Origin of the sequence: Ehrlichia canis str. Jake (genome assembly GCF_000012565.1) — a bacterium.
In the GTDB taxonomy this organism is placed as follows: Bacteria; Pseudomonadota; Alphaproteobacteria; order Rickettsiales; family Anaplasmataceae; genus Ehrlichia; species Ehrlichia canis.
Window position 1 is genome coordinate 1,148,764 of record NC_007354.1, and the last position, 17,441, is coordinate 1,166,204.

The 17,441-nt window shown below is 29.8% G+C and carries 13 protein-coding genes; 6 read left to right on the plus strand and 7 right to left on the minus strand.

Annotation, left to right across the window (positions count from 1 at the left end; translation table 11 throughout):
- Positions 1 to 373 precede the first annotated feature (373 nt).
- The 4 genes from ppa to rplM all read right to left on the minus strand — a co-directional run bounded on the left by ppa (position 374) and on the right by rplM (position 4,090).
- Positions 374 to 892, minus strand: a complete 519-nt coding sequence (gene ppa, locus ECAJ_RS04210) for an inorganic diphosphatase (protein ID WP_011304927.1) — start codon at positions 890 to 892, stop codon at positions 374 to 376.
- Between the two features lie 1,235 nt (positions 893 to 2,127).
- Positions 2,128 to 3,168 (minus strand): N-acetyl-gamma-glutamyl-phosphate reductase, encoded by a 1,041-nt coding sequence (gene argC, locus ECAJ_RS04215; RefSeq protein WP_011304928.1) that lies wholly within the window; start codon positions 3,166 to 3,168, stop codon positions 2,128 to 2,130.
- A gap of 8 nt (positions 3,169 to 3,176) precedes the next feature.
- Complete coding sequence (gene rpsI, locus ECAJ_RS04220) at positions 3,177 to 3,626, minus strand: 30S ribosomal protein S9 (RefSeq protein ID WP_011304929.1); 450 nt, start codon at positions 3,624 to 3,626, stop codon at positions 3,177 to 3,179.
- Entirely contained in the window at positions 3,626 to 4,090 is a 465-nt protein-coding gene (rplM, locus tag ECAJ_RS04225; RefSeq protein WP_044262211.1) for a 50S ribosomal protein L13, read from the minus strand. Before rplM ends, rpsI begins: the two co-directional genes overlap by 1 nt.
- Before the next feature lie 503 nt (positions 4,091 to 4,593).
- Between rplM and ECAJ_RS04230 the strand changes: the two genes are divergently transcribed.
- Both ECAJ_RS04230 and ECAJ_RS04235 read left to right on the plus strand, forming a co-directional pair.
- Positions 4,594 to 5,871, plus strand: coding sequence for a TolC family protein (locus tag ECAJ_RS04230; RefSeq protein ID WP_044262213.1), 1,278 nt, complete (start codon positions 4,594 to 4,596; stop codon positions 5,869 to 5,871).
- 11 nt (positions 5,872 to 5,882) lie between these two features.
- Positions 5,883 to 6,611 carry a DUF2497 domain-containing protein gene (locus ECAJ_RS04235; RefSeq protein ID WP_011304932.1) on the plus strand — a complete coding sequence of 243 codons (729 nt, stop codon included), beginning with the start codon at positions 5,883 to 5,885 and terminating at the stop codon, positions 6,609 to 6,611.
- A 1,106-nt stretch (positions 6,612 to 7,717) separates the two neighbouring features.
- Here ECAJ_RS04235 and ECAJ_RS04240 read toward each other — a convergent pair.
- The gene (locus ECAJ_RS04240; RefSeq protein WP_011304933.1) at positions 7,718 to 8,773 is read right to left on the minus strand and encodes an Mrp/NBP35 family ATP-binding protein; all 1,056 of its coding nucleotides are present in this window, start codon (positions 8,771 to 8,773) and stop codon (positions 7,718 to 7,720) included.
- A 118-nt stretch (positions 8,774 to 8,891) separates the two neighbouring features.
- On the opposite strand from ECAJ_RS04240, the gene prs reads away from it, so the two are divergent.
- Positions 8,892 to 9,848, plus strand: coding sequence for a ribose-phosphate diphosphokinase (prs, locus tag ECAJ_RS04245; RefSeq protein ID WP_011304934.1), 957 nt, complete (start codon positions 8,892 to 8,894; stop codon positions 9,846 to 9,848).
- Between the two features lie 14 nt (positions 9,849 to 9,862).
- A complete protein-coding gene (gatC, locus tag ECAJ_RS04250; protein WP_011304935.1) occupies positions 9,863 to 10,207 on the plus strand; it encodes an Asp-tRNA(Asn)/Glu-tRNA(Gln) amidotransferase subunit GatC in 345 nt (114 codons plus the stop codon).
- A gap of 925 nt (positions 10,208 to 11,132) precedes the next feature.
- Here gatC and acnA read toward each other — a convergent pair.
- Positions 11,133 to 13,784 carry an aconitate hydratase AcnA gene (acnA, locus tag ECAJ_RS04255; protein ID WP_011304936.1) on the minus strand — a complete coding sequence of 884 codons (2,652 nt, stop codon included), beginning with the start codon at positions 13,782 to 13,784 and terminating at the stop codon, positions 11,133 to 11,135.
- 486 nt (positions 13,785 to 14,270) lie between these two features.
- On the minus strand, positions 14,271 to 14,675 hold the full coding sequence (gene apaG / locus ECAJ_RS04260; RefSeq protein ID WP_011304937.1) for a Co2+/Mg2+ efflux protein ApaG: 405 nt from the start codon (positions 14,673 to 14,675) through the stop codon (positions 14,271 to 14,273).
- A 295-nt stretch (positions 14,676 to 14,970) separates the two neighbouring features.
- Between apaG and ECAJ_RS04265 the strand changes: the two genes are divergently transcribed.
- Positions 14,971 to 16,062 carry a 5-(carboxyamino)imidazole ribonucleotide synthase gene (locus ECAJ_RS04265; protein WP_011304938.1) on the plus strand — a complete coding sequence of 364 codons (1,092 nt, stop codon included), beginning with the start codon at positions 14,971 to 14,973 and terminating at the stop codon, positions 16,060 to 16,062.
- A gap of 335 nt (positions 16,063 to 16,397) precedes the next feature.
- The gene (locus ECAJ_RS04270; RefSeq protein WP_011304939.1) at positions 16,398 to 17,240 is read left to right on the plus strand and encodes a P44/Msp2 family outer membrane protein; all 843 of its coding nucleotides are present in this window, start codon (positions 16,398 to 16,400) and stop codon (positions 17,238 to 17,240) included.
- Positions 17,241 to 17,441: the final 201 nt, after the last annotated feature.

Genomic DNA, 17,441 nt, shown 5'->3' on the forward strand with positions numbered 1-17,441 from the left:
AAAATGACATAATCAGCATCAATTTAATTCTAAAATATCAATTAAATGTAATTTACAAGCTTTTATTACTTACAAAAAACAATACATTCCATACCAATAACATTTTAAAAAAACCATCATATTAACAATCAAATAACGTAATACCACAAACTACTTGCAGAAAGTTCACACTTCTGTCATAGTATTAAAATATCTTGGTAATTTATTGCTTATTATTAACATTATAGTATATCGACATAACTCAACAGTCATATTTTTCAAGCTAAAGGTATTATAAAAATCTGTATTTGCGATACACGATAAAAGCACTACACCATATAACAATATGGTATGAACTTACGCTATAAACCACTATACAACAAAATCAATATATTTACTTAGTTAAAGCACTTAATATAAAATCTTCTGCAGCTTTAATATCTCGCCAACCATCTACAGATACAAATTTATCTTCTTCTAGCTTTTTATAAAAAGAAAAGAAATGCGTTATTGAATTTAAAAATGACACGGGAAAATCAGAATAATTCTTTATATTAGCATAGTGTTGATCTATCTTACTTGTAGGAACAGCTAATATTTTTACATCTTCTCCTCCCTCATCACACATAACTAATACACCTACCGGCCTTGCACAGAGCACTGCCCCAGGCATCACAGGAAATCTAGTCGTCACTAAAACATCAACAGGATCACCATCTCCAGCACAAGTATGTGGGATAAATCCATAGTTACATGGATAATACATAGATGTAGGTAAAAATCTATCTACACAAAATAAATTTTTCTTTTTGTCAAACTCATACTTCACTGGACATGAATTCTGACTAATTTCAATAACAACATTGATTTCTTTAGGTACATTATCACCACTAGTCAAATTATCTAAATTCATAATTAATCCCTTACATAACAAAATGAGCAAAATTTTTTTGTATACAAGATCAAGAAATGATCATTAAACTTATAATAATACTAATGTCCTTTATATTGTAGTCAATCCTTTTCTCAACTCAATATTCACAACTATTGCAAGTACAACACAATAAATACCGCATTTAATTGAACAATTATTTTCTAACGAATGTATCTCAAATTTATACTGCCATAAAATTTTACACATAAAAAACTACAGAACAAAAAACTCAATACCGCTTGCTTAAGCTTAATCTCAAACACATTCTGTAAATTTACGCATTTTAAAGCAGACAGAAAATAACGAACAAATCAACCGACCCTTTCACAACATGTTTTAAATAAAGTAATATTTGATAATAAGCTTATATAATTACCTATAAACACATGTAATAACCTTGAATAGGATCAAGTCAACACATCACTTGATAACATATTATACTAAAACATAATAATATTATACTACTGGCAAACTACTACAGTACAACATTGAACAAATTAGTTAATATCCAACAAGCTTTTTTATCAAAAACTTTACAGAATTTTCCATCCATCACTCTGATTAGCTGGAATAAAACTACATATAAATTATATTACCATGTTTCAAGAGCCTCAAAAAATATGTAACGTGTTTAGAAAAGATTTCATATATTGAAATTTTGCACTACTAACAAATTACTATGGTAAAATATACTTTATTACTATTGTACAAAGTAGCAATTACCCTCATGTCTATAATGTACTCGTATAAAGTGTATTTGATTAAGAAACTGCACAAGTCACTTAAACACATGTTGTAACTTCTAATGGATTAAATATAATAACGCATTACATCTAAAATACTAAGATCTATACGTTAATCAAAACTATAATACAACATACTTATTCAATAATAATGAATACCTATAAATTACTTGCTACACAAATATTACAAAAATTTACATTAATCATTTTGATTAGTTTAAACAAATTACTTACAAATATATGTAATTACGTTTCAACAGATTTACAAATTAATCACAATATAATAATAATGTTGGTATGGCATTACAATTATTGAAACTTTGCACTACTCACAAATTACTATAATAAAATATAGTCTTATTACCCTTAGATAAAAGTTATAAAGACACATTTCTTAATGCGTATTATATGCACTATTAATCAATAAACTTGCATAAATTACTTATAACATGTTTGTAATATTTAGCAGATTTAAAAATAAGGAATATTAGACAATGCAAGTTTCTCTTCATAAGACATCATAACATTAAAGTTTTGTACAGCTTGACCAGCAGCACCTTTTAACAAATTATCTATAACAGATATTATAACAATTGTATTAGGTAATCTCCCAGGAAAAATTCCTAAATAACAATAATTTGTACCCACAACAGATCTAGTTGTTATAGCTTTTTCCTCATCTACAACAACAAAAAATGAATCTCTGTAAAAAAGTAGTAATGCCTCACGAACATCAGTAAGAGATACACCAACTTCCAATTCAAGGTATATGTTAGACATCATACCTCTTTTTACTGGTATTAAATTAGGTACAAATTGTAAATTAATATCTTCCCTACATGCAGCAAAACACAATTCTTGTTCTATTTCAGGAATATGCCTATGGTTAGAAACTTTATATGACTTGATAGCGTCATACACTTCACAAAATAAATTATCTTGTTTTACAGACCTACCAGCACCACTCACTCCTGATTTAGCATCTACTATTATATTGTTACTTTTTACTAAACGTAGTCTTAATAATGGAAACAGTGGTATCAACACAGAAGTAGGATAACACCCTGGACAAGCTATAAAGCTAGATTTTTGAATATCTTCATAATATATTTCAGTCAATCCATAAACAAAATCTTTTATAAGATCTGGACAATAATGTACTCCATACCATTGTTTATATATATCAGGGTCTTTAATTCTAAAGTCAGCTGATAGATCTATAACTTTAACTACATTATGAATTTTTTTTACAATTTCACTTGATGCACCATGAGGTAAACATAAAAAAACCACATCTAACTTATCCAAATCAATATCATCAAAAGATGACACACTAATAGAGATATAATTCTGAGAAATATGAAAATAGCTAGAAGAAAGCAATTTCCCAGTAGATTGAGTTGCACACAAATACCTTATCTTAACCATAGGGTGAGCTAATAACAAGCGAACCAACTCAACCCCTACATAACCTGTAGCCCCAACTACAGCAACTGATACCTGATAACTCATGTAGTAAATTATCTTTTAGAATATTGACAACTTTTTCTAGCTTTATGTTGACCATATTTCTTACGTTCAACAACACGTGAATCTCTTGTCAAAAATCCACCTGCTCTTAAAACAGCATGAAGGCTAGGATTAATTTCTTTAAGCGCTTTGCTGATTCCATGAGCCACAGCTCCAGCCTGCCCTGAAATTCCACCACCACGTACAGTGGCAACAACATTATAACACCCAGAAGTCGATGTTGCAATAAATGGGTGATAAACCTTCCTACACAAAGTATTTTTTTTAAAATAGTTGAAAATATCTAAGCCATTAACAGTAACATTTCCTTTTCCTACTGTTAACCACACTCGTGCAACAGCTTCCTTTCTTCTACCAGTACCATAAGCACGACCATAAGCATCTACTTTTAAGCGATTACCTTGTAGATGATCGGATAACATATCAGGATTACTCTCCATTATCTCCTCTTATTATTTTTAGCATTCATTGACAAAAAATCCAATTTTACAGGCTGTTGCGCATTGTGCTTATGTTCTGGACCAGAGTATATATATAAATTTTTTAAACGACGACGTGCCATCGGGCCAGTACTAAGCATACGACGAATTGCCATATTAATTATACGCTCTGGATGTTTGTTCAAAAGCAAATCAGCAGGCGTACAACTTTTTAACCCACCAGGATACCCAGTATGTCTATAATATACTTTACCTTTTAGCTTACTACCAGTAAACTGCACTTTTTCAGCATTAATTATAATAACATTGTCTCCGCAATCCATATGAGGCGTATATTCAGGTTTATCCTTGCCACGTAATATATTAGCAACAAAAGCAGCAAGCCTACCAACCACTACTCCACTTGCATCTATTACAACCCAACGCTTTTTTATCTGACTTGCCTTTAAAGAAAAAGTCTCCATTTGCATCTATCGTTAATAAATCTTCATAGTAATCATACAGTTAATTTTTGTCAACATAAACTAATTATATATTTCACTTATTTGAAAATCAGATTTGAAACACGACACACATTACAGGCTAGAGCTATGGCTCAGGAATTAGTAAAGCACTTATATTAATCAGCCTTCATACTATCTTAAGAGCAGGATCTTAAATAAGTGATTATGCAACCAACATTAATAAATTACTCAATTTTATATAATGAACTAAGAAAACTATCAAAAATACACTATACTTTCTCATATACACATTATATTAAATTTCACATCTAAAAAAATATAAGTTAATATTATTACTTAATATTAATTTATCATACTTTTGAATCCAAAACTTATTATTTGACTAAAACAACAATACAGCACTCAATTAATTAAACTTGATACTTAATTCTTGCTAATCAAAACTAATTACAGTTTAATCATTGTCAGTATTATTCTTTTACATGATAGTTGGTAGCATTTTAATGATAATTAAATTTAACATGCACAAAATTTACAGTATATTGATACTGATATTTATCATATCAATTACACCAAATAGTAGTTATTGTACTAATTTAGATCAAGCTTTACATACAGCATTATCAAATAACCCAAATATAAAAGCAAAACTTTATAATTACTTAGGTAATAAACAAAAAATTAAACTGAATAGTATATCAAAGTTTTTACCTTCAGTTACATATTTAGCAGAAACATATCAACCAAATCTATCTTTAGGTAATAACAATAGAACTATGCGTCTTATAGTAACACAACAAGTATTCAACGGAGGCGCTGATGCTGCTGCTCTTCAACAGTCAAAGTATCTATCAAATATAGAAGAATTTGAATTTCTATCAGAACAACAAAATATTGTACTTAACACAGTTAAAGCTTACATGAAAGTTTTAACAACAGCTGAAGTATATAAACTAACACAACACACTAAAAAAGTATTTACAGAACATTTAACAGCCACACAAAAACGTTTTTCATTAGGAGAAGTTACTAAAACAGACGTGTCGTTAGCTACTGCTAGATTATCATCAGCTACATCAGAATCAATCAAAGCATATGGTGATATGAAAGCTGCAGAAGCCAACTATATACACATAGTTGGAGAAACACCAGTAGATTTACAACATCCTATTATACCAGAAATACCATCATCTGTAGAAGAAGCCCTAACAATAGCACAACAAAATAATCTTTCTCTAAAAGCATCTTATAATGGGTATCAAGCAGCAAAACAAGGAGCTTTAATGGCCATTGCAAATTTATTGCCATCCATTAGTATATCATCAATAAATTCTTATACTTATACAGATACTCATAATCCTCTTATAGAACCTAAAAAAATAGATCATTTTTTCGAAATAAAAATGTCATTACCTATATTTCAACAAGGATTAAACATTGCTGCAATTTCACAATCAAAACTTGCAATAAAACAAAAAATGTATTCACATTATGAAGTATTAAATGCTATTAAGGAGGCAGTAGTTTTAAATTGGGAAAATATTTCCACAGCTAATTCTATGTTGCAAGCAGCACAAGATTCTGTTAAATACTCAGAAGTGGTATTATCTGGCATTAAACAGGAAGCAGAGTTAAATTTAAGAACAGTTTTAGATGTACTGGATGCAGAGCAAGAACTATTAAAAGCAAAAGTCAATCTGGTTAATGTACAAAGTAATGTTGTAATAAGTATGTATAATTTACTTGCATTAATAGGACAACTGAACATTAATTATATTTAATATGAAAATTTATGAGTAATACTAACGACTTTCAATCAATAAAAGATGTGATTGCAAATATTAGAAAAGTTATGTCTAGTAATGATAATGGAGATTCTACTACTGAACAACATGATACTAACACCCAACCTGATGATACTGAGCATGAAGTATTAAATTTAGAAAACCCAGAAAATCATGTAGAACTACATAACATACAACATGCACACAACACGCTAAATGAAATAAATCAAACATTCCAAGCAATAAGTGATTTACCAATAACAACATATCAAAACAAAACACAACCAGATATACAAATATCAGTCAAGAAAGAGAAAATCTACCCAGATCAGTTATCTAATGTAAATCAATTCATATCAATAGAACAATCAACACAACGACTATCATCACAAGAAAGAAGATTAACAACAACACATACTCTTTCAGAAGAAATATCTAAGAACACATCAGAGATTAAAGGCGTTCATCAAAAAAATACCTTCATATCAGAAAACTTAGTATCTCCTGAAAGTATAGTTGCAAGTAGTGAAGAAATAAAAAAGTTAATAACACAAGTACACAACTATACAAAACCCACTAATGTTTCAAGCGACAAAAGTCCTACAATAGAAGAATTAGTAATAAACATGCTTAAGCCAGAATTATCAACATGGCTTAATAATAATCTACAGAAGTTGGTTAAAGAAATAGTGGAAAAAGAAATAAAGCATATTATAAAAAAATCAAATCAAAACTAAAGTTTGCATTAGATAAGTTGTGACATATCAAAATATTATACTGATACCAGTTTTCTGTAAATTTATTTGAGTACCTGAAGGTACTTTACATTCTCCTAAAATCCATGCTTATTATTTCAAAAATAAAACATTTAAAAATTAATATACGAAGTTATAAGTTCAGAAATTTCACTACCTCAGCAAAATAATAATATCGATTATACTTAAGACATACATTACAACAAATCTAGTATTACAGCTTACTAGAATTTATATGATATATACAGAACATATCATAAATTCCTTTACCAAAACCACAAGATTAAACAATAATTTTTAGGTTATATTTTTTATTAAAAGAGCAATATTTAAGGAACCATATGTTAAAAGGCTAAAGTACCACTAATTTATTTAAAAGTCATAAACTCAATCATGCTTGTTAATAAGACTGTCATAATAACTATCTCAGCAATTTCAGTACTATGTTATTCTTTACATTCAGACGTGCATACAAAGATTTCAATATAAAAACCTTATACAAAAAAATACTCATAATACCTGAGAACTTTTTTTGTTTAAGAAGTTCTTTTACTCAACATTTTTAATAATCTCTCAACTATCTACTAACAGAATTATATTAACCACTCTCTACAAGAGCATCACTGGCTACATCTTCCATACAAACACAAAAATTTCTAACATTTATAACAAATAGAATAATGATACATAACCAATATTTCCCATTAATATTACACAACTAAAGCTTCTTCCGATGATACTATTATAATCATTTCCAAAACAGAGTGCATACTGTTCTTTACTTTGATTTATAACTTAAAACATAAGATTAACACTGAAATACAGCAATTTTAAGAACTTTTAATACAAATTAAAATTTACCATTACAACAAACTCAGTACAACAAATAACTTCATCAACAACACAAATTCAACATTCCTTATTCACAATAACAACATTTTTAAATACTAAAATTTATATAACACTCACACATTTAAGTAAAATTTCAATATTTTACAAGCAAAACAATCATACAACATAGAAATTAAGATCAGATTTAAGTACTAATAATATCGTATACTATTACTTTTTATAAGCACAATATTATATCAACATGTACTTTTTAAACTGCATAACATATTGTTAGTAATATTATCATAAATTTCACATATTTCATGATCTAATGATAATGGTGTTCCTAGTTCTGCTACACTACATATTTGAGGATACAATGGTACTTCTCCAAGAAAATCTATATTTAATTCATTTGCTACTTTATGTACACCTTGTTTGCCAAAAACATAAGTTTTATTTCCAGAATTAGTATCAATAAAATAACTCATATTCTCTACTATACCAACAATATGAACATTCATTTTTTTCATCATATCACATATCTTTACTGCATCAATGATAGCTAAATCTTGAGGTGTAGAAACAACAACAACACCTGTAATATCAAATTTCTCAACAAGACTAAGATGTACATCACCCGTACCAGGAGGTGTATCTATTATTAAATAATCTACTTCTTCCCACGCAGTATTTGTCATCAGAGTATATATTGCCTTTGTTACCATAGGACCACGCCAGATAGCAGCATTATCCTTAGCAATTAAATACCCAATAGACATGCTTCTAAGACCATATCTAGTAATTGGTATCATTTTATTATCATTGTCTATTTCAGGATTAGCGAAATCTTTTACTCCCAACATATGAGGAATAGATGGGCCATAAATATCAAGATCAGCTAATGCTGTTCTATACCCTTTACGCAACAATGAAAATGCTATATTCATTGCAAGCGTAGATTTCCCAACACCACCTTTACCCGAAGATATAAGTATTAAACTTTTTACTCCAGTAATTGATATCTTTTCCGTAGGAGCTCTTCTATTTACTTTATTAACAGTATCATGTACAGCAGTAAAAACAATTTTTATACCTTTAACATGTGGTATAATATTAATTGCATCATTACATTTTTTTTCAATTACATTCTTCTGCGCTATCTGATGTTCATTCAACAAATTTAATACACAATAAACTACATTATCCTTGATTAACACAGACGTTACTAACCCTAACTCAACAATACTTCTATTGCTATTACAATCGACAACTGCTAATAACGCATTTAATACATCTTGCTTAGTTATCACTATTATCCTTTAAACAAAGATCATCTTATGATAACATACATTATTAAAAAAATACCTATTTACTTTTAGTGAACCATTACGTATTATCAGAATATCCATTTCACTATAGATTTTTCAAATGTTAATATCTTCTGGTACGTCTAGTATTAACTTAGCAAGGTGCATATCAAAAACTACAGGTATCAAGTTGATTAATACATGCATTACGCGTTTCTCTGACCAAGAATTAAATGTAGAAGTACAAGAAAATCAAGATGACAAAAATAAGCATGTTATAGTTATAAATTCACTATGCTTTCCAGCACATGACAATCTAATAGAACTACTATTACTGATAGATGCAACAAATAGAGCATTGTGTCCAAGCAAAATAACTTTGATAGTACCATATCTGTGTTATACCAGACAAGATAGGGTCATGTATAGAAATTTAGATAGCAGCAGTCTAATGGTTTCTGCATTAAGTGCAAAAGTTATTATTAATACACTAGAAACAGCAAATATAAATAACATTATTTTTATTGATTTACATTCAAATCAATTAACTGGCTTTTTTGATACATCTATTACTAACTTAAGTTCACATGCTATTTTTATAGAAGATATTGCAGGAAAATATGACATGGATAATCTTGTCATCGTCTCACCTGACTATGGAGCATTAAACAGAACTAGAGTCTTTGCAAATGCACTATCAAGGCAGTATAAACTAAACAATGAAATTCAAGTAGCAGTAATAGATAAATATAGAGCAAAACCTGGTGTATCTGAAGTTATGAATATAGCTGGTAACGTAGAAAATAAAGACTGTATTATAATAGATGACATAGTAGATTCAGCTGGAACATTATGCAATGCAGCATCAGCTCTAAAAGACAAGGGAGCACTCAAAGTTAGTGCATATGTTACACATGGAATATTATCTGGCAATGCAATAGAAAAAGTTACTAACTCAAAATTAGATAATTTAACAACTACTAACACAATTAATCATAGTTCATTTAATACACCAAAAATTCAAATTTTATCCATTGATAAATTTTTAAGCAATTATATACTATATAATTTAGTCTAAGCTTAAGGAACAAATTGACAGAGAATAAACTTGAAAATAATACTTCCAGCTCACTTGCACAAACAGACAAGTCACTAACCAAAGACGATTTGTTACAAGTTGCAAAGTTAGTTAGGATAAAGCTGGATGATAGTGAGATTGATTATTATCTTAAAGAACTAAAAGTAGTATTAAGTTGGATACAAACAATATCACAAGTCAATACTCAAAATATCGCTCCTATGAGCCATGGTGGTATTAACGATACACTACCTTTACGTGAAGATATTATAAACGATGGTAATATAAAAGACATAGTATTGTTCAACTCTACTGAACAAGAACACGATTTCTTTGTTGTCCCAAAAGTAATTGAGTAAATCAAATAAATAATACTAATAAAATAATTCTACTTCGTTTTATGGAATGCCTACTAAACTACTGTAACCATTAAACTTGATACAGTGTACCATGATGTATTTAGTGGTACTTGCAGTATTTTTAGAGTGGTAATACGTCACACAACAGCACTGCAACAGAGCCAAATGTAACTTATTACATTGACATACTGTAAATACAGACATCTTAATATCCAATACTTAATGCATATTACATTTGCAATCTACTCACTCTTTATACATATACAAAATTTTCTACTACACTCACTTATAGCAAAAATAATTAAGCACATACTATTTATGCCAAACACTTAACTGACACACAAAATTATACCATACCATCTAACCTTTTAAGCATAATATCTCTCTAAACATGGTATTGGTGAATTGAAATACCAACTAATCTTCTAATCATATCAACAAAATATTGTCACTTCCTCAATTTTATAAAAATATTTCACAATTCATTCTATACATACAAAGTAACTCTATAATGCTTATTAATGTGGCTTGGAATATTAATTTATCATCCTAACTCATTCACATAAAATATGTGCAACTTTCTAAATTTCACCATATACAAAAGAATCTAATGATTTACTTTATACACATAAAGCAATTCCATACTCTAAGTTTGATTAAAATACTAATTTACTGAAACTTAAGCACATATCGCTGAATAGTACAACCTTCTAAAGTTTATCAAGAAGTTTTATTATTGACTCTATATACAAGAAACAATTCCATAGCTATTTAGCAGACTTGACACTCCTTAAATGATATACACACAAAAGATTTGATAATACATACAAAGCAACATTATACCGCTACTGCAGTACTAACAGCTCTAAATATATCTATGTATATTTACATACCGCACCAAAAAAAGTCTGTATTAAATAAAAAATTATTCTTTTGATAAGTTAGAACGCATCATTCTTACTAACACATACTGTAAAACACCACCACTTTTAAAATAATCAACTTCAATAGCAGTATTGAGGTTACAAATCAATTTGATATTTTGACTAACACCATCTTTTCTAAAAATAATACATTCTACTTCTTTATTGATACCAATTTCACCAACAATGCTAATTCCTTCATCCCCTGTTAATTGTAAAGTTTTTCTTGTATCACCTTCCTTAAACGTTAATGGTAATACACCCATTCCAATAAGATTAGACCTGTGTATACGTTCAAAACTTTCAGCTATTATAGCTTTAATATTTAAAAAGAAAGTGCCTTTAGCTGCCCAATCTCTACTTGATCCACTACCATACTCCTTTCCTGCAATAACAACCAATGGTACGTTATTCTGTTGATAAAGCTGCGATGCATCAAATATTGACATCTTTTCACCAGTAGGTACATATTTAGTAAACCCGCCTTCACAATTCACCATTTCGTTACGTACACGAATATTAGCAAATGTCCCACGAGTCATCACATGATGATTCCCCCTCCGTGAACCATATGAATTAAAATCTTGTACTACAACATTATTTTGCATTAGGAACATACCAGCAGGACTATTTGCAGCAATATTACCAGCTGGAGAAATGTGATCAGTAGTAACACTATCACCTAGTAAAGCTAAGATTCTCGCATTACTAATATTAATATTATTGCTTGCATCATCCACAGCAATAGATAAATTCTTAAAATATGTAGGACTTTGTATATAAGTACTACTTGTATCCCACAGATAAATGTCACCATTAGCACATTTTAAATCTTCCCAATATTTTCCCCCACTAAAAACATCTTTATATTTATCAACAAACATTTGTTTATCAATAGCTTTGCTGATGACCTCATTTATTTCATCATTAGACGGCCATATATCATGTAAATACACATGTTTGCCATCATCATCTACAGCTATTGGGTCTGCGTTAAGATTAATATCAACAGTCCCAGCCAAAGCATAAGCTACAACAAGAGGAGGAGAAGCCAAAAAATTAGCTCTAATACAAGGATGTATTCTTCCTTCAAAATTACGGTTACCAGATAAAACAGACGCTACTATTAAATCGTTCCTTTTGATATCTTCTTCAATTTTAGAACTCAATGGACCAGAATTTCCTATGCAAGTAGTACATCCATATCCAACCAAATGGAATCCTAAAGCATCTAAATCTTTTTGTAAACCAGATTTTACTAGATATTCTGTAACAACTTGTGAACCTGGAGCTAATGAAGTTTTAACCCATGGTTTAGCTTTCAGATTCAACATATTCGCTTTACGCGCAACAAGTCCAGCAGCAATCATAACACTTGGATTAGACGTATTAGTACAGCTAGTTATTGCAGCAATCACAACATCACCATTACGTAAAGACTGACTTTCCGGATCAATTACTGTAGATTTTGAACTTTGTAATAAATTCTGTACTGTTGCTTTGACATCAGAAAGAAAAATTTTATCCTGAGGTCTCTTTGGACCCGCAATTACAGGTTGTACACTTGCTAAATCAAGCTCTATTCTATCATCATAACGTGGTTCTTCTTTAGTATGCCACAAACATTGTTCCTTAGCATAAGATTCTACCAAATCTATTAGCGATATATCACGTCCTGTTATCTCTAAATATTCTAAAGTCTTATGATCTATAGGGAAGAACCCACATGTAGCACCATATTCAGGAGACATATTAGCAACAGTCGATCTATCAGCAATAGATAAACCACTTAATCCATCTCCATAGAATTCAACAAACTTCCCTACAACACCTTTACTTCTCAAGATACTAGTAATAGTCAACACCATATCCGTTGCAGTAACACCTTCCGACAACTTTCCTGTTAATTTAAAGCCTATAACCTGAGGAATAAGCATAGTAATAGGCTGACCCAACATGACTGCTTCAGCTTCTATGCCACCTACGCCCCATCCTAACACAGACAAACCATTAATCATAGTAGTGTGACTATCAGTACCAACTAATGTATCTGGATATACTAAATCTCCTTCACTCCATACAACTTTAGCAATATGCTCTAAATTAACCTGATGACATATACCAGCTCCAGGAGGTACAACACGAAAATTTTTAAAAGCATGTTGTCCCCATTTTAAAAACTTATATCTTTCTAAATTTCTCTGTATTTCTACAGATACATTTTTATTAAATGCATCTTCTTCCCCATAAAAATCAACTTGTATTGAATGATCAATAATTAAATCAACTGGTACTTTAGGATTAATAATACTAGGATTTTCACCATTCTCTCTAACATAATCACGCATTGCAGCTAAATCGACCACTGCAGGTACACCAGTAAAATCTTGCATTAAAACACGAGCAGGAGAAAAATTTATTTCGTATTTTACATGTTCATTAACACATTGAGCTAATTTTTTTATGTCTTCAAGCCTAACACTATGACCATTTTCATTACGCAGCAAATTTTCAAACAACACTTTTAGTGAATATGGCAACTTAGCAATATCAACACCTAACTTACTACATGCAGCTTTTAAGCTAAAATATTCATAATAACTTTTTCCTGTAATTAACTTTTTCTTCGAATCAAGAGAATTTAACAATTCCACACTATACACTCCTTTCAACTTAATTTTTCACACAAATAACTAATATCTCAATAGAAATTTATTATATACCATTAAATCTTTAAGTTAAAGTACTCACAACAATTTCTTATTACGAATTTAGAAAATATATATTTCTTATCAAGATATAACTTTCAAGAATTTAACACTGATTAAAAATACATACAAATTTACTTCTACATTATAAAGTAAAATACCTAATAATATGTTTGTTAAGTAATTATATTACCTGATTCACACCTTAGTTTAAAGCATGTACATACGTTAAATTATATAAGAAAAATTTTTATCAAAAATTAAGCAAAGTATACATTGAAAAAGCTCATACTACACACTTACAGCTCTCCTACAAAAACAAAACTAATAAAATACCAACCTACGTTGAAATTTGCACGATAACCTAAGCAATACCTAACCCAATACTATTCTCCACTTACAGATATCTTGTGTAATCAAACTATAAACCTACTAATGCGGTTTTGTATTAACATAAGGACTATCTAGTGAAAACACCGGTATATTAACATAGAAAACCTGAGCTGCATCCTCATCCATAAATTGATACTCTCCATGCATCATCCCAGATGGAGTACTTAAATATGCACCACTAGTATACTCAAAGAACTCTCCAGGCTTCAAAATAGGCTGCTTCCCTATCACACCAAGACCTGTAACTTCATTAATAATACCAGTTGAATCAATGATTTTCCAACTTCTTCTCAAGAGCTGTACTGTAGAATTACTTCTATTTTTAACCCTAATGTTATATAACCAGATATAACAATTCTCATGTGGAGCAGACTGTTCTTCTAAGTAACTTGGAACGACTTTAACTTCAATAAGCTTAGTCATGCTGTAATATTGCAACGTCATAAACAACCCTTAGCCACCTAATAAATGATACACCAATTTTACTAATATATCAACATACAATACCTAAAATTTATGATTTACAATAACTAAAACATTAATTACTGTACAGACAAAATAACTAATTAATTGAGTATTTTATATTCCGTTTTCAACAATACAAATTTTACTTGGTAGTACTATATTTATAGCACGAACACAGTATACAATAGCATATCTTCTATTATTTAATTGACTTACTTTTTTTAGAAAGATTATCATTAACTTTCAGAAATGTTAATAATACAAACTTATTACCATGTTACACAATTCATATGTTAGCCCTGGTTCCACAATTGGCATCATAGGTGGAGGACAATTAGGAAAAATGATATCCATAGCTGCAACAAATCTAGGATATAAAACACACCTACTAACTGATAATCAAGATAGTCCATCAATAAATGTTACTAACAATGTAACAATACTAGATAACTACTACAATAAAGAATTACTGCTTGAATTTGCATCTAGTGTTGACATCGCAACATTAGAGTTTGAAAATATACCTAGCACTACTATAGACATATTATCACAGAAAACCAAAGTTTATCCAGGGAAAACAGCCTTACATATTTCTCAAAATAGAATAAGAGAAAAACAATATATAAGAAACTTAGGCATTAAAACAGCAAATTTCAGAATAATTGATAACTATGACAATTTAGTACACAATGTTTTGGAATTAGGATATCCTGCATTACTTAAAACTACAGAACTAGGTTATGACGGAAAAGGTCAATACCTAATAACACAGCCAGGTGATTTAAATACTCTGTCAACCCTCAATTGGCAACAGGAGTATATTTTAGAAAAATTTGTTAAAATACATAAAGAAATATCCATTATAATCTCAAAAAGTATTAACGGTTCCATAGAATTTTTCCCAGTAGCAGAAAATCATCACACTAATGGCATCTTAGCAACATCATCAGTTCCTGCATCAATTTCTGAAGAAATAAATATACAAGCAAAAAATATTGCATTACAAATTGCAGAATCTTTCAATTTAGTAGGCATACTAGCAGTAGAATTTTTCATCACAGATGAACAAGAACTTATAGTGAATGAAATAGCTCCTCGTCCTCATAATTCTGGCCACTGGAGTTTAGACGCTTGTAATATCAGTCAATTTGAACAACTAACAAGGGCAATTTGTGGCTTGCCTTTAAAGCCTGTAAAGTTACTTTTTCCATGCACTATGGATAATATACTAGGAGATGATATATACAATTACTATCAATATAAAACTAAGATTAATGAAAGCATATATATATATGGCAAGACAAAAGCTAGTAAAAACAGAAAAATGGGTCACATTAATAGGTTAAATCTAAAACATGAGATATAGATTATTTAGACAAAGTTACTTTAATCTGTAGCAAGCATCAATGATACTTAAAGATATAATTAAGCACATATATTGTTAATACAAAAACTAATATTTTAACATTAATGTAATCAATACACTATTATTACCAGATATATTTTTAATTCATACAGAGCAATACAAATCCATTCTTGATACTAATTTTAGCAGTATTTCTCAATATATTTCCTGTAACTTTTCCAATAAAGCTAACTAGCATTTTACATCTACCAGATCCACATATTTATTATTATCAGCAAAAAATTCACCAGATTTATACTTACTCATTTATTATCTTTTATAAAAGGTTTATTAACATGAATTATAAGAAAATTCTAGTAAGAAGCGCGTTAATCTCATTAATGTCAATCTTACCATATCAGTCTTTTGCAGATCCTGTAGGTTCAAGAACTAATGATAACAAAGAAGGCTTCTACATTAGTGCAAAGTACAATCCAAGTATATCACACTTTAGAAAATTCTCTGCTGAAGAAACTCCTATTAATGGAACAAATTCTCTCACTAAAAAAGTTTTCGGACTAAAGAAAGATGGTGATATAACAAAAAAAGACGATTTTACAAGAGTAGCTCCAGGCATTGATTTTCAAAATAACTTAATATCAGGATTTTCAGGAAGTATTGGTTACTCTATGGACGGACCAAGAATAGAACTTGAAGCTGCATATCAACAATTTAATCCAAAAAACACCGATAACAATGATACTGATAATGGTGAATACTATAAACATTTTGCATTATCTCGTAAAGATGCAATGGAAGATCAGCAATATGTAGTACTTAAAAATGACGGCATAACTTTTATGTCATTGATGGTTAATACTTGCTATGACATTACAGCTGAAGGAGTATCTTTCGTACCATATGCATGTGCAGGTATAGGAGCAGATCTTATCACTATTTTTAAAGACCTCAATCTAAAATTTGCTTACCAAGGAAAAATAGGTATTAGTTACCCTATCACACCAGAAGTCTCTGCATTTATTGGTGGATACTACCATGGCGTTATTGGTAATAAATTTGAGAAGATACCTGTAATAACTCCTGTAGTATTAAATGATGCTCCTCAAACCACATCTGCTTCAGTAACTCTTGACGTTGGATACTTTGGCGGAGAAATTGGAATGAGGTTCACCTTCTAACTTATTTCTTGTTACACCTAATAAGTAGTAACAAAGAAAATTTTAGCAATTCATATCATAGGGAAAATGTGAAGTTATTTCAAGTTTTCCCTTATGTCTTTATGTATATTGTTGCACTATAAATATTCTTCTTTAACTATGCTGTAAAAGTACACTTGCAGTATACATAAGTGATTAAAGCTATCTTTTTTTTCTGTGCAA

Excerpts from the sequence above, each read along its gene's own strand:
- ECAJ_RS04270 (WP_011304939.1), top strand. The coding sequence starts at position 16,398 with ATGAATTATAAGAAAATTCTAGTAAGAAGCGCGTTAATCTCATTAATG.
- argC (WP_011304928.1), bottom strand. The coding sequence starts at position 3,168 with ATGAGTTATCAGGTATCAGTTGCTGTAGTTGGGGCTACAGGTTATGTA.
- prs (WP_011304934.1), top strand. The coding sequence starts at position 8,892 with ATGTTAATATCTTCTGGTACGTCTAGTATTAACTTAGCAAGGTGCATA.
- rplM (WP_044262211.1), bottom strand. The coding sequence starts at position 4,090 with ATGGAGACTTTTTCTTTAAAGGCAAGTCAGATAAAAAAGCGTTGGGTT.
- apaG (WP_011304937.1), bottom strand. The coding sequence starts at position 14,675 with ATGACGTTGCAATATTACAGCATGACTAAGCTTATTGAAGTTAAAGTC.
- ECAJ_RS04235 (WP_011304932.1), top strand. The coding sequence starts at position 5,883 with ATGAGTAATACTAACGACTTTCAATCAATAAAAGATGTGATTGCAAAT.
- rpsI (WP_011304929.1), bottom strand. The coding sequence starts at position 3,626 with ATGGAGAGTAATCCTGATATGTTATCCGATCATCTACAAGGTAATCGC.
- ECAJ_RS04230 (WP_044262213.1), top strand. The coding sequence starts at position 4,594 with ATGATAATTAAATTTAACATGCACAAAATTTACAGTATATTGATACTG.
- ECAJ_RS04265 (WP_011304938.1), top strand. The coding sequence starts at position 14,971 with ATGTTACACAATTCATATGTTAGCCCTGGTTCCACAATTGGCATCATA.
- ppa (WP_011304927.1), bottom strand. The coding sequence starts at position 892 with ATGAATTTAGATAATTTGACTAGTGGTGATAATGTACCTAAAGAAATC.